This window comes from Gemmatimonas groenlandica (genome assembly GCF_013004105.1).
GTDB classification, from domain to species: Bacteria; Gemmatimonadota; Gemmatimonadetes; order Gemmatimonadales; family Gemmatimonadaceae; genus Gemmatimonas; species Gemmatimonas groenlandica.
The window spans coordinates 857191-870201 of sequence record NZ_CP053085.1; the positions used below are offsets into that span (position 1 = coordinate 857191).

At 66.1% G+C, this 13011-nt stretch carries 11 protein-coding genes; 8 read left to right on the plus strand and 3 right to left on the minus strand.

The genetic code is table 11. The features are described from left to right. Positions 1 to 4: 4 nt before the first annotated feature. From HKW67_RS03525 to apaG, 7 genes are all read left to right on the plus strand, one after another. The gene (locus HKW67_RS03525) at positions 5 to 2020 is read left to right on the plus strand and encodes an acetoacetate--CoA ligase (RefSeq protein WP_171224080.1); all 2016 of its coding nucleotides are present in this window, start codon (positions 5 to 7) and stop codon (positions 2018 to 2020) included. Positions 2021 to 2252: 232 nt separating this feature from the next. Beyond that, complete coding sequence (hppD, locus tag HKW67_RS03530; RefSeq protein ID WP_171224081.1) at positions 2253 to 3377, plus strand: 4-hydroxyphenylpyruvate dioxygenase; 1125 nt, start codon at positions 2253 to 2255, stop codon at positions 3375 to 3377. Positions 3378 to 3454: 77 nt separating this feature from the next. Beyond that, positions 3455 to 4255 carry a PEP-CTERM sorting domain-containing protein gene (locus tag HKW67_RS03535; protein WP_171224082.1) on the plus strand — a complete coding sequence of 267 codons (801 nt, stop codon included), beginning with the start codon at positions 3455 to 3457 and terminating at the stop codon, positions 4253 to 4255. Between the two features lie 173 nt (positions 4256 to 4428). Beyond that, a complete protein-coding gene (locus HKW67_RS03540; protein ID WP_171224083.1) occupies positions 4429 to 5622 on the plus strand; it encodes a homogentisate 1,2-dioxygenase in 1194 nt (397 codons plus the stop codon). Positions 5623 to 5650: 28 nt separating this feature from the next. Then, a complete protein-coding gene (locus HKW67_RS03545; RefSeq protein WP_171224084.1) occupies positions 5651 to 6835 on the plus strand; it encodes an aminotransferase class I/II-fold pyridoxal phosphate-dependent enzyme in 1185 nt (394 codons plus the stop codon). Continuing rightward, complete coding sequence (locus tag HKW67_RS03550; RefSeq protein WP_171227534.1) at positions 6835 to 8472, plus strand: glycoside hydrolase family 10-like protein; 1638 nt, start codon at positions 6835 to 6837, stop codon at positions 8470 to 8472. Before HKW67_RS03545 ends, HKW67_RS03550 begins: the two co-directional genes overlap by 1 nt. Beyond that, complete coding sequence (gene apaG, locus HKW67_RS03555) at positions 8462 to 8875, plus strand: Co2+/Mg2+ efflux protein ApaG (protein WP_171224085.1); 414 nt, start codon at positions 8462 to 8464, stop codon at positions 8873 to 8875. Before HKW67_RS03550 ends, apaG begins: the two co-directional genes overlap by 11 nt. 23 nt (positions 8876 to 8898) lie before the next feature. On the opposite strand, the gene HKW67_RS03560 is transcribed toward apaG, so the two are convergent. From HKW67_RS03560 to HKW67_RS03570, 3 genes are read right to left on the minus strand one after another with little or no spacing between them, the layout of a single operon-like run. Then, positions 8899 to 9297, minus strand: a complete 399-nt coding sequence (locus HKW67_RS03560) for a hypothetical protein (RefSeq protein ID WP_171224086.1) — start codon at positions 9295 to 9297, stop codon at positions 8899 to 8901. Beyond that, a complete protein-coding gene (locus HKW67_RS03565; RefSeq protein ID WP_171224087.1) occupies positions 9294 to 10259 on the minus strand; it encodes an NAD-dependent epimerase/dehydratase family protein in 966 nt (321 codons plus the stop codon). The genes HKW67_RS03560 and HKW67_RS03565 overlap by 4 nt, the downstream gene beginning before the upstream one ends. 13 nt (positions 10260 to 10272) lie before the next feature. After that, positions 10273 to 11853, minus strand: coding sequence for a tetratricopeptide repeat protein (locus tag HKW67_RS03570; protein WP_171224088.1), 1581 nt, complete (start codon positions 11851 to 11853; stop codon positions 10273 to 10275). A 227-nt stretch (positions 11854 to 12080) separates the two neighbouring features. On the opposite strand from HKW67_RS03570, the gene HKW67_RS03575 reads away from it, so the two are divergent. Continuing rightward, a complete protein-coding gene (locus HKW67_RS03575; protein ID WP_171224089.1) occupies positions 12081 to 13004 on the plus strand; it encodes a hypothetical protein in 924 nt (307 codons plus the stop codon). Positions 13005 to 13011: the final 7 nt, after the last annotated feature.

A 13011-nucleotide genomic window follows, 5' to 3' on the forward strand; every position in this document is an offset into this window, starting at 1 on the left:
CGTCATGTCCGTTGATGCCACGCCGATCTGGACTCCGTCGGCCGAAGGCGTCGATCGCGCCCGCCTGACGCAGTTTCGGCGCGATCTCATGCAGCGCGGCATCGTCGATCCATCGGTGGCTGATGCGCATGCGTTGCAGCGATGGTCGGTCGAGCACCCCGCGACGTTTTGGGCCGAGATCTGGCGCGCGGCGGCGGTCATGGCGGACGGTCCCGGTTCACCCCAATCGCCGTGGAGCGACGTGCTGGTGGGCGGTGACCGGATGGCGCCGCCGGATGCGCTCCGCGGCCCGCGCTGGTTCACCGACACCCGGCTGAATTTCGCCGAACATCTGCTGCGTCGGCGCGATGATGGAACGGCGATCGTGTCGTGGAACGAGCACGGGGCCCGGCAGCGCCTCAGTTTCGCGGACTTGGCCGGACAAGTGGCTGCGACGGCCGCCGCACTCGTTGCCGCCGGCGTTGGCGTTGGTGATCGTGTCGTGGGCTATCTGCCGAATCTGCCGCAGGCCGTGATTGCTATGCTGGCGGCAACGTCGCTCGGCGCCGTGTGGTCGTCCTGCTCACCAGACTTCGGCACGAAGGGCGTACTCGATCGTTTCGGGCAGATCGCGCCCAAGGTGCTCATCGCCGCCGACGGTTATTGGTACGCGGGAAAGCAGATCGACTGCCTGGAACGACTGCGCGAGATTGTCACGTCGCTGCCGTCGGTGGCGGCCGTGTGGGTGGTGCCATACGTACACGCCGCGCCGGCCATCGCGTCGATTCCCGGTGCGGTCACCTTCACCGCGGTGTTGGCGCAGTATGCGGCGCATCGCAAGCCGACCTTCACTCGGCTGCCGTTCGAACATCCGCTGTACATCATGTATTCGTCGGGCACGACGGGACTTCCCAAGTGCATGGTGCATGGCGCGGGCGGCACGCTGCTGCAGCACTGGAAGGAGCTGGCCCTGCACACCGATCTTGGCGCCGATGATGCCATCTTCTACTTCACGACCTGTGGGTGGATGATGTGGAACTGGCTCGTGTCGGCGTTGGCATTGGGCAGCACGATCGTGCTGTACGACGGCGCCCCGCTGGCCCCATCCGCCGACGTGCTGTGGCGCATGGCCGCCGTCGAGCGCGTGTCGGTGTTCGGCACGAGTGCCAAGTATCTGTCCGTGCTCGAGAAGGAAGGCGTGCAGCCGCGTGCAGCATTCGATCTGAGCGCGTTGCGCGCGATTCTGTCCACGGGCAGCCCGCTGGCAGCGCACAGCTACGATTTCGTGTACGAGCAGATCAAATCGGACGTTCGTCTGGCCAGCATCAGTGGCGGCACCGACATCGTGAGCTGTTTTGCGTTGGGTGATCCCACCGGCGCGGTGTATCGCGGCGAATTGCAGATGCGCGGGCTTGGCATGGCGGTCGAGGTGTTCGGGGAGGATGGCACGCCGGTGCGTAACACGCCGGGGGAGCTGGTGTGCACGCGGCCGTTCCCGAGTATGCCGGTGGCGTTCTGGAATGATCCCGACGGGGCAATCTACCGCGCCGCCTACTTCGAGCATTTCCCCGGTGTGTGGCGTCATGGCGACTGGGCGGAGATCACGGCGCACGACGGCCTGATCATCCACGGCCGCAGCGACGCGACGCTCAACCCTGGTGGGGTGCGTATCGGTACGGCCGAGATCTATCGGCAGGTCGAGCAGATCCCGGAGATTCTGGAGTCGCTGGTCATCGAGCAACGGCTCGGCGTCGATGGCGACGACTCTCGCGTGGTGCTGTTCGTGCGCATGCGTGACGGGGCGTTGCTGAGTGCGGACGTTCAACGGGGCATCCGGCAGCGTATCCGGGAGCACGCCAGCCCGCATCATGTCCCGAAGGTGATCGTGGCGGTGGCGGACATTCCGCGCACGATCAGCGGCAAGATCACGGAGATCGCCGTTCGAGACGTGGTGCACGGCCGACCGGTCAGGAACGCCGACGCGCTGGCGAACCCGGCGGCGCTGGCGCTCTTTGCCGACCTCCCGGAGCTCCAATCGTAGGCACCTCTAGTCGGCAGCGGGTTATCTTTCAGATATCCCGCCGGACCAGCCCCGAAAAATCGCGTTCGTGGAGCATCGTCCCATGTGCAAGAATCCGCTTTCGGAAGACCAACGGCAACGCGCCTGGATCGGTGCGCTGCCGCGTTCGCATATCTGAGTTTGAGATGGCTGACCATGGTCGGCGCGATTTCGCGTGCCCGACCGTCCAACCATCACAACTGAGGTCTGTCCTATGGCGACGATGACTATCCCCGAGCAGGGGATCGAGCACGATGCGTTCCCGATCAACGGCACCGACTACGTCGAGTTTTACGTTGGGAATGCCAAGCAGGCGAGCCACTATTACCGTGCGGCCTTCGGCTATGAGCTGGTGGGCTATCGTGGCCCGGAAACCGGCGTGCGCGACCGCGCCAGTTATCTCATGCAGCAGGGGAAGATCCGCCTCGTGCTCACGACCGCGCTCAACGTCGACTCCGCCATCGCGGCCCACGTGCACAAGCATGGTGATGGCCTCCGCGACTACGCGCTCTGGGTGGACGACGCGCGATCGGCTTACGCGACGGCTATCGAGCGCGGCGCGATTGCCATTCAGGAGCCGCAGGTGGTCTCCGACGAGCATGGGGAGGTGATCATCGCCGCCATCGGTACGTACGGCGACACGATTCATTCGCTCGTGGAACGCCGCAACTATCGTGGCTTCTTCTTGCCTGGCTTCCGCGAGATCTCGTCGCGCTATCAGCCAGCGAGCGTCGGACTCAAGTACGTCGATCATTGCGTCGGCAACGTCGAGCTTGGCCAGATGAATCGCTGGGTCGACTACTACGCGAACGTGATGGGCTTCCGCAATCTGATCACCTTCGACGACGACGACATCAGCACCGAGTACTCGTCGCTCATGTCGAAGGTGATGGCGAATGGCGACGACAAGATCAAATTCCCCATTAACGAGCCGGCCTCGGGCAAGAAGAAGTCGCAGATCGAAGAGTATCTCGACTTCTACGGCGGGCCAGGCGCGCAGCACCTCGCGCTCGCGACCGACGACATTCTGGCCACCGTAACGGCCCTGCGCGATCGTGGTGTCGAGTTCCTCTCGGTGCCGACATCGTACTACGCGGAGTTGCAAGAGCGCGTGGGGCAGATCGATGAGGATATCGACGCGCTCGCCGCCCTTGGCATTCTGGTGGACCGTGATCCCGACGGATATCTGCTGCAGATCTTCACGAAGCCGGTGGAAGATCGCCCGACGTTGTTCTATGAGATCATTCAGCGTAAGGGCGCCAAGAGCTTCGGCAAGGGCAACTTCAAGGCGTTGTTCGAAGCCATCGAGCGCGAGCAGGAGCTTCGCGGCAACCTCTAGCGTGCCGAACGGGGAATGCGTTCGGCATGTTACGTGCAATGCATCACCGGTGAACCCGTACCCACAGGAGATCACCGATGATGCATCTGTTGCATCGCACCATCCCGTTCATTGCCATAGCGGCGGTGGTGACGGCGTCGTCGGCCGGCGCTCAGGAGCGCGAGGATTCAACCTCGACCTCCAGCGCTGTCGTCTCGCTGCTCGGACTCGGCGGCAACTTCGTCGGATTCGGCGGGGCGGACACCGACGCGTCGCATCCGAATGCATGGAACTGCGCAGGTGGCTGCGCGGCATTCGGCAAGCGCGGTTTCGCGATGGCGCCCTTCGGTTCCACGGTGTCGGCGCTGCGTGCGTCGAGCCGCAGCGCGTCGGTCGCCTCTGGTCGATCGGCACTGCTTCCGACCGACCGCGCTGACCTGAGCGACTATGGCTGGTCTCGGCGGTTTGGCGCCGACGGCGCTGCGCTTGATCGTCTTGTGGCGGCGACGGAAGCATCGCGCGCACATGAGGTCTCGACGCGGGCCGGCGAGCCAGCGGGCGTCGTAGCGGCCCCCATACCGGCCCCCGTTGCCGATGGCGCTGGTCGCGCACCGGCGTGGGTCGCTCCGGGGAGCAGCCCTGTCGCGGCACCGGGCGCGTGGAACAATGCGGTGGACGAATCGGCCGCTGAGCCAGCCGAGGCGGCGCCTCAGTCGGCTGGTCGCGCGGGGACGCCGTCCGTCGCAGGCGTTTCCAACGCGGCGAGTTCGGCGTCAGCCCAGTCGTTCGTGGTCGCACCGCTCGTCACCACGGTACCGGAGCCCAGCACCGTGGTGTTGATGGCCGTCGGGATGTCGTCGCTGTTGTTCCTGCGTCGGCGGAGCGCACGCGGCCGCTGAGCGTCCGTGAGGGGCGGTGCACGCCCCGAGTGAGTATGTAGCGTCATGTAGCGGCGGCGGGAGGTTCACCCTCCCGCCGCTTCGTGTGTTCGGCCAGATTGCATGCATCAATTCGTCGGCGCACGACTGCCATCCGGCATCTCGTCGACTGCCCGCACCAGAGGCCGTCTTTCATGCCGTTCTACCACCAGCTGGGCTCCGTGCCGCGCAAGCGACACATCGTCTTTCGACGTCCCGACGGCGGACTGTACGCTGAGGAGTTGATGGGACACGAGGGCTTTGTGGGGACCTCGTCGCTGCTCTATCACACGCATCCGCCCACCACGTACAAATCGGCCCGCAAGGTGCGCGATTTCGTGCTCGAGGCCGATGTAGACACGTCGCTGCGCCACCGCCACTTCCTCACCTCGCGCACCACGAATGGCGGGTCGGCCACGCTCGATCGACTGCCGCTGCTGTTCAACACCGACATCGTGATGCTCTACGTGGAGCCCGACACGAACGACGCGCATTTCTACCGCAATTCACAGGCGGACGAAGTCGTGTACGTGGTCGAGGGCTCTGGCGTACTGGAGTCGGTATACGGCGAGTTGCCGTACAAGCCGGGCGACTATGTCGTGATTCACCGCAACATCACGCATCGCTGGCGCCATGACCTCACCGCCGGTGCCACGAAGTTCCTGGTGATGGAGAGCCGCGGTCACATTCGCGTGCCGTCGCGCTATCGCAACAACTTCGGTCAGATGCTCGAGGGTGCGCCGTTCTCGGAACGTGACATCCGCCGCCCGATGCAGCTCGTGCCGCACGACGAGATGGGTGACTTCCCGATTCTCGTGAAGCAGTACGACGCTTTGAACGAACTCGTGCTCGATCACCATCCGTTCGATGTCGTGGGATGGGATGGGTATTTCTATCCGTGGATCTTCAACATCCACGACTTCGAGCCGATTGTCGGTCGGATTCACCAGCCGCCTCCGGTGCACCAGACGTTCCAGGGTGACGGATTCGTGATCTGCTCGTTCTGTCCGCGCCCGTACGACTTCGATCCCCAAGCGATTCCGGCGCCGTACAACCACAGCAACGTCGATTCGGACGAAGTGCTGTTCTACGCGTCGAGTGAATTCATGAGCCGGAAGGGCATCGAGTACGGCTCGATCACGCATCATCCGGATGGATTGGCGCATGGTCCGCATCCGGGCCGTACGGAGGCGTCCATCGGGGCGAAGTACACGAACGAGCTCGCCGTGATGATGGACAGCTTCAAGCCGCTCAAGGTCGCCAAGCTCGCGATGGCGATCGAAGACCCGGCGTATCACAAGAGCTGGATTGATGCGCAGCATGCGCAGTACAGTCCGCCCACGTCGTAATTCCGTTCTGACCTTTCGACTCACTGTCATGCCGCGTCTGTCCCAACGGTTTTCGTCGTTCCCGGCCTATCCGCTCGCGCACATTCCGGCGCGCAAGAAAGCGCTGATCGAAGCCGGCGTCGATGTCATCGATCTCGGTGCCGGCGACGCCGATCTCGCGCCGCCCGCCGGCGCGGTGTCGGCGTTGCAGCGGGCGGCCGAAGTGCCCGCCATGCAGCGGTACGGATTCGGACTCGGGCTCGTGCGCTACCGCGAGGCGATCGCCGCCTGGATGCAGACGCGTTTCGGGCAGCGCGTCGATCCGATGACGGAGATCGTGCCGCTGCTGGGCAGCAAGGAAGGGCTCGCGCACATCGCCTTCGCGTTCGCGGGACCGGGCGATGTCGCAATCATTCCCGATCCGGCCTATCAAGCGTATCTGGGCGGCACGCTGCTGAGCGATGCCACGCCATACGTGTACGCGTTGCGGCCTCGCACGAACTTTCTCGTGGACCTCGACGAGATCCCGGTCGACGTGCTGTCACGCACGCGGATTCTGTATCTCAACTATCCGAACAATCCGACCTCGGCGATCGCGCCGCGCGACTATCTCGAGCGGGTCGTCGACGTCTGTCGGGAACGCGACATCCTGCTGGTGTACGACAACGCATACTCCGAAATGGGGTTCGACGGCTACGTGCCCCCCAGCATCTTCGAGATCGACGGGGCACGTGAGGTGGCGATCGAGTTCCACTCGCTGTCGAAGACGTACAACATGACCGGCTGGCGCTGTGGCTGGGCGGTCGCGAAGCCGGAGATTTCGACGGCGCTCGCCAAGGTGAAGGCGTTTACGGATACCGGGCAGTACATGGGCATTCAAGCGGCCGGCGTCGCGGCCATCGAGAGCTGGGCAGAGTTCGTGCCGCAGAACGTGGCGGTATTTCAGGCGCGTCGTGACGCCGCCGTGACGGCGTTTCGCGCCCACGGATTCGCCGTCGATGTGCCGAGTGCCACGATGTACCTGTGGATGCCCTTGCCCGAAGGCATCGCCAGCGCGGCGTTTGCCGATCGGCTGCGGGAAGAGGCCGGCGTCATTGTGTTGCCGGGCTCCGGGTTCGGTAGCGGTGGAGAAGGGTTCTTCCGCATTTCGTTCATCCAGTCGGAGGAGCGCATTGCCGAAGCCGCGAAGCGGGCCGGCGCTGTACTCGATGCCATGCTGAAGGAGTTGGCGTGATGCGTGGCCGCGATCTGATCGCCGCCGGGGCGTTGCTGACCGTGTCGGCGGTGCTCGCCTGCCGGCCCTCAGCGCCGCCCGTCGCCCCAGGCGAGCCGGCCCCGGCGGCACGCCCGGAGCCCACGCGTCCCACGCCGGTGGAAACACCGGGGCGCACCGCACCGGCCACGCCCGCGCGTGTTCGTCCGGTGGTCAGCGCCGAGGCGCCGCCGCTGGCGCGCGAATTCCGCGGCGTGTGGGTGGCGTCGGTGGCCAACATCGACTGGCCATCCAAGCGCTCGCTCTCCACCGCTGAACAGCAGGCGGAGCTCATCGCGCTGCTCGACCGCGCGGCGGCGCTCAAGTTGAACGCGGTGCTCTTTCAGATCCGTCCGGCGGCCGACGCGTTGTACGCCTCGAAGATCGAACCGTGGTCGGAGTATCTCACAGGCGCACAGGGCCGCGCACCAGTGCCGTTCTGGGATCCGCTCGAGTTCGCGGTCAAGGAAGCGCACGCGCGCAACCTCGAGTTGCACGCCTGGTTCAATCCTTATCGTGCACGACACACCGACGCCAAGTCACCGTTGTCATCCACGCACATCGCGCGCACCAATCCATCGCTCGTGAAGCCGTATGCGGGCTACCTGTGGATGGATCCCGGTGAGCCCGCCGTTCGGGCGCGCACGCTGCGCGTGGTGCTCGACGTCGTGAAGCGCTACGACGTGGATGGCGTGCATATCGACGACTACTTCTATCCGTACCCGGAGAACGACCGGCGCGGTCGCGCCATTCCGTTCCCCGATGACCGCAGCTGGAAACGCTACGTGCGAGAGGGCGGTGATCTCTCGCGGGCCGATTGGCGGCGCCGCAATGTCGATCTGCTGGTGGAGGCCCTCGACGACGGCGTGCACAAGACCAAGCCGTGGGTGCGCTTCGGCATCAGTCCATTCGGTATCTGGCGTCCGGGCTATCCCACGCAGGTTCGTGGATTTGACGCCTACGAAAAGCTGTACGCCGACGCACGGAAGTGGCTGCGCGAGGGATGGGTGGACTACTTCACGCCGCAGCTCTACTGGCCCACCACCAAGCGCGAACAGGCGTATCCGGCGTTGCTCGACTGGTGGGTTGGCGAGAACGTGATGGGGCGCCACATGTGGCCGGGCAACTTCACGTCGAGGGCCGGTGGTGTCGGCTCGGGCGCCTTCTCCGTGGGCGAACTCGTGGAACAGATTCGCGTCACGCGTCTCCAGGAGGGCGCGACGGGGAACGTCCATTTCAGCATGAAGTCGTTCCTGACCAATCAGGCCGGCATGAATGACACGCTGCTGGTCGGGCCATACGCCGCGCCCGCGCTCGTGCCGGCCACGCCGTGGCTCGAGGCCGCGGCGCCCCCGCTGCCCACCGCGCGACTGTCGGAAACCAGTACGGGTACCCGATTGCTACTGCGCACCACCGGCACGGCGGTCCCGTGGCAGTACGCCATCCGGCTGCGCACCGACACGGCATGGATTACGATGCTGGTAGCGGGATCCACGACCTCGTGGGCGATCCCGAAAGGCACGACACCGACGGCACTGTCGATCGTGTCGCTCAACCGCGTGGGCACCGAAAGCTTACCAGTCACTGTCACGTTTCGAGGCCGTTCCGATGCGCCCTGATCCCATTCCGTTCTACTACCGCATCACGTCAGGCATTCGTATCACGGTGCGCCCGTCGTATCTGCGCGACCGTTCGAATCCGGTGCTTGGCCAGTTCGTGTTCGCCTACCATATCCGCATCGAAAACGTAGGCGAACAGGCGTCGCAGCTCCGCACGCGCCGCTGGCTGATTCATGACGAGTCCGTGGGCGACACCGTGGTTGAAGGGGAAGGCGTGGTCGGCGAACAGCCCCATCTGCTTCCGGGACAAGTGCACGAGTATCGCTCGTTCTGCGTACTCAAGGCGCCCCAGGGCTGGATGGAGGGCGCGTATCGCTTCGTGCGCGACGATGGTTCCTCCTTCGAAGCGATCATCCCACGCTTTACGCTTGCCGCCGAGCCACGAGCCGACACCGTCTCCTGAGGCGTCGTGCGCCGGGGCGAGGTTCAACCCAGTGGGATCGTGTTGCTGAAGGCCTCGGTCAGCAGTCGCACGGTCGTTTCATCGAGAAGATCCCGCGTCATGAGCGCCAGCAGCGCCGCCAGCGCCGGCTCGGCAATGGGCTCGAGTTCTATGTCTTCCCCCGCCGCTGCGTCCTGCACCGGCCGCTTGACCAACTGCAGGAGCGGCCCACTCAGCGCATCGCGCGCGTCCTCCCGACCGCTCCGCGTAATCACCTCACCGAGGCGAGCATCGGCCGCCTCGTACTCCGTGGTGACGGCGATCGTCGCGTAGCGCGCGACGACGCCGGCACGATCGGCCGCCCCTAGGCCAGCCAGGCGCACGAGGAAGCCACGGACGGCTGGGGTCTGCGGCCCATACGGCAGCGAGGGCACGGTGCTCATTCAGCCGCCGACGCGAACGGCACCAGATGGCCGAGCAGACGTAGCCCGTCGAAGACCGTTGGCGCGACCGGACGCCAGCCCGTGGCCAGCAAGGCGTCCACGTTGATGCGCTGGTTGCTGCGGCCACTGCGAACCGGAGCCGCACCATCGAGTGCCGCACCATCGAGTGCCGCGCGCTCCACTGGCGCGTTGATCGGACGACCGGTCAACGTGGCCGCAATCACCGACGAGCGGAGCGGCGTGCCATCGGCGCAGTTGAACACGCGCACGCCGGGCGCGCGTTCGTGCTGGAGCAGGTGCACGATCGCCGATACCACGTCGTCTCGCCACGAAAAGTTGCACCAGACATCGCCGGCGGCGAACGCGGGGTCGGCGAGTCGTGCGGCGGGATCGCGCTGCGGTCCGTACAGCCCAGCCGCGCGCACGATGCGCACCGTGGCCTCGAGATCCATGGCCACCGCCGAGATACGTTGCTCGGCGTCGTACAAGGCCTGCACGCGCGCGTCACGCGGTTCGATCGCGCTCTGTTCGGTGACGACGCCGCCGTCATGTCGATCGTACACGCCAGTGCTCGATACATACAGCACCGATTTGATCTCGAGGGCCTGCGCCAACGCTGCCGCGCCGGCGGCGGCAGCGGGATAGACGCCGTAGTCGTCGCCGCTCGCACGCGATGGGGCGATGCACACGACGAGGTGATCGACCGGCGCCGGGAGCGCCGACCTCACGACGGCCTGTAAGGCCGCCAAACGCTCCGGACCACGTGCCGCGTCGGCGATGTTGCCCGTCAACGCGACAACGTCGGAGTTGGTGGACGTCGTCGCGCTGCGCTGCAGCGTGGCGACGGTCGCGCCAAGCGCGGCCAAGCGTTCCGCCGTGACCTGACCGAGCCATCCCGGCCCCACGAGCAGCACCGTGCCGTGCAGTCGTGCCGCCGTACTCTCCGGTTGTACCGACGTCATCGCGCGCGGCGCATCAACGAAGCAGGAAGTACCAGACGGCGCCGCCCACGGCCAACGCAGCGCCGATCCCGGCCCCGATCAGACCGGTGCTCTTGCCGCCGGCCTCGTTCGGGTGCCGATCCGACAACGGAGTTCGACCAGTCCGTCCGGCGCGGTGCGCCGCGTGGGCGCTCGCCTCGTCTGCGTCGGCGGCGTTCTGAGCATCCTGTGCGCGCGTCATGTCGCGCGCCGTCGGCGGCATCGGCGCGGGCGCGGATGCCGGCTCCATGCGGGCGCCAGGCGTCACGAGCGCAGCCGGTGGCGGTCCGAATCCATGCGCCGGTGCTGGCTCCACATGCCGCATCGGCGGGCGCAGCGGTGCGTTGAGCGGCGAGAGTGGCTCCGACACGACGGGCGCGGGCTCGAACGCTTCGATGCGCGACGGCGCCGCCTCCTCGAGTTCGAGGGCCGGACGGTGCGTCGGTACATCGACGAGTGAGTCCGCCAGTGCGTCGTCGAGCTCGAGTCCCATCAGATCGGTGCTGGCATCCAGTACCGGCGCCGAAGTGTCGGACGCGCCGAGTCCATGCTCGATCGTGAAGCCGAGTCCCATCGAAGGCGCACCGTTGTCCTCCGGCGGAAGTCCGAAGTCGTCGGCCAGGTCGAGCGCAATATCCACGGCCGCCGTCGGCAGATCGTCAACGAGATCGATCATCGGTTCCACCGGTGTATCCACCACGGTCTCGAAGGCGGCGAGAATCTCGGCGTCGTGATTCACCGGCTCCTGAATCGCGATGACCCCCGACGGCGTCGTGCGCAGCAGCACATCGGTGATCGCGACGGCGTCACGGAGCGGCTGATCATCCCACTCGGCTTCGGAGGCCTGTTCGTCGATCGACGCGTGCGCGTAGACGGCGACCTCCTCCGTGCGAGCGACCTCCTCGCGAGCTGCCTCGGCCTGCATCGCCTCGGCCTGCATCACCTCAGCGCGAACCGCCGCGATGCGGCTCGTCTCGGCGCGATTGGCATCGGCTCGTGAGCGGACGGCGGAGACCATCGCGAGCAGGCGATCCGCCCGATCGGTGGACATGCCGTGCGCATCGAGCAGAGCGTGCAGGCGCAACAACAGCGGTTCGGCGTTGGCAGGAACACCGGCCGCCAGCGCCAGACGGGCCGCGTTCTCCAACATCACGACGAGGCGCGCATCTTCATCGCCCACATGGCGTTCCACGGCTGATATCGCGCGCTGCATCAACGCCTGCGCTTCGTCGAGCCGGCCGAGGGCACCAAGCATCACCGCGAGATCCATGCGTTCGCGGGCCACCGGCATCGCGTCCTCGCCGGCGAGGGCCACGCGGAGCGCGCAGGAGCGCTGGGCGTGGAGCAGGGCGTCTTCCGTGCGTCCCGCCCGGAAGCAGGCCTGCGCCAGATTGCCGAGAATCAAGGCCAGCGCATCGTGAGAGCTCACATCGGGCGCACGTCGTGCCAACACGTCGGCCGCGGCAGCAAATGCCTCAGCGGCCTCATCCCAGTCCGCCGCAGCGGCAAGGGACAGACCTCGCGTGTTGTCATCCATCCAACCGTCGCGCTCGGAGCGCGCGGACCCGTGTGCCATCAATAGCTCTTGCATCGCGAGAGTTTGACGCGCCGTCCTAACCCACGTCACCGTGGTTTGCGCGATTGTGCCAGCAGTGAAACGTTCATGCACGGAGTAGCACGGCCACCGGCGGCTTGCACTGAAATACCGTCAGCTGCCGCCAGGCGCACGATCGGGATCTCGGTGGCCAAAGTGCAATATGGCATGCTCCTGCCATCGGGCGGCAGGAGCGACGAGAACCTCGCGTGATCCACGTCCACGTCGTGGTGCCGCGTTGGCGCTCCGCGTTGGCGCTCCGCGTTGACGCCGATCGTCCGGCGCGTAGCTTCCCGAGCATGAACTCGTCGTCGAATCGATTTGCGCTCAATGACTTACGGCTGCGTTCGCCGAAGTCGGTCGGTCGCACTGCGTGGCATCTGGCGATGCTCTGCGCACTCGCGGCGTGCAATCGTGAAAAGAGCGTCACGGTTTCGGGCGACATTCCGGGGCTCGATACACTCGGGTATCGGGGGGATTCGCTCTTGGCGCAGGCCGAGCGCGGTCCGGCCGACCTGCTCGATTCTCTTGCGGCCACGAAGAGCGCATCGCAGGTCGTCGCGAGCGGAACCAACGAAGGCACGATTGCCAACGTGAACAGCGCCGCGCGTGCGAGCGCTGGACTCGGTACCACGGCCGGTCAGGCGATGAGCCTTCGGGCGCAGGCGCGTGGTGATTCGATGGCCCGCGCGATCGCCCAAAGGCTGGCCGGCGGGAGTGATCTGGCTGGCCGTACGCGTGGGGACTCGGTGCGTGGCGTGGTCACGATCGTCGGTGCGGAGCCCGCGCGGCAGGTCGTCCTGCGAGTCGATGGCAACAACATTTCGCTGAGCGGGATGGCGACCACGGGGCTCGGTCGATTGGCCGGCACGGAGGTCGTGGTGCGCGGCGTCAAAATCACGCCGCGCGACATCGTCGTGTCTGATTATCTGGTGCGTTCGTCCGACGGCGTGCCCGCCTGGGATGGAACGCTCGACGAGAACGGCGGCCTGCGGCTCACCGACGGTAGCGGCCGTAAGCGACTGCCGTCGGTGCCGAGTGCGCTGCGCGGAATGGTCGGCGCGCGTGTGTGGGTGGCGTTCAAGCAAGGCAGCGCGACCGCCGACTCGTACGGCATCATCGGTCGGCGGTAGGCGCGCC

What these genes read in the sequence shown, in the direction of transcription:
- HKW67_RS03550 (WP_171227534.1), top strand. Translation starts at nt 6,835, where the DNA reads ATGCGTGGCCGCGATCTGATCGCCGCCGGGGCGTTGCTGACCGTGTCG.
- HKW67_RS03545 (WP_171224084.1), top strand. Translation starts at nt 5,651, where the DNA reads ATGCCGCGTCTGTCCCAACGGTTTTCGTCGTTCCCGGCCTATCCGCTC.
- apaG (WP_171224085.1), top strand. Translation starts at nt 8,462, where the DNA reads ATGCGCCCTGATCCCATTCCGTTCTACTACCGCATCACGTCAGGCATT.
- hppD (WP_171224081.1), top strand. Translation starts at nt 2,253, where the DNA reads ATGGCGACGATGACTATCCCCGAGCAGGGGATCGAGCACGATGCGTTC.
- HKW67_RS03525 (WP_171224080.1), top strand. Translation starts at nt 5, where the DNA reads ATGTCCGTTGATGCCACGCCGATCTGGACTCCGTCGGCCGAAGGCGTC.
- HKW67_RS03535 (WP_171224082.1), top strand. Translation starts at nt 3,455, where the DNA reads ATGATGCATCTGTTGCATCGCACCATCCCGTTCATTGCCATAGCGGCG.
- HKW67_RS03540 (WP_171224083.1), top strand. Translation starts at nt 4,429, where the DNA reads ATGCCGTTCTACCACCAGCTGGGCTCCGTGCCGCGCAAGCGACACATC.
- HKW67_RS03560 (WP_171224086.1), bottom strand. Translation starts at nt 9,297, where the DNA reads ATGAGCACCGTGCCCTCGCTGCCGTATGGGCCGCAGACCCCAGCCGTC.
- HKW67_RS03565 (WP_171224087.1), bottom strand. Translation starts at nt 10,259, where the DNA reads ATGACGTCGGTACAACCGGAGAGTACGGCGGCACGACTGCACGGCACG.
- HKW67_RS03570 (WP_171224088.1), bottom strand. Translation starts at nt 11,853, where the DNA reads ATGGCACACGGGTCCGCGCGCTCCGAGCGCGACGGTTGGATGGATGAC.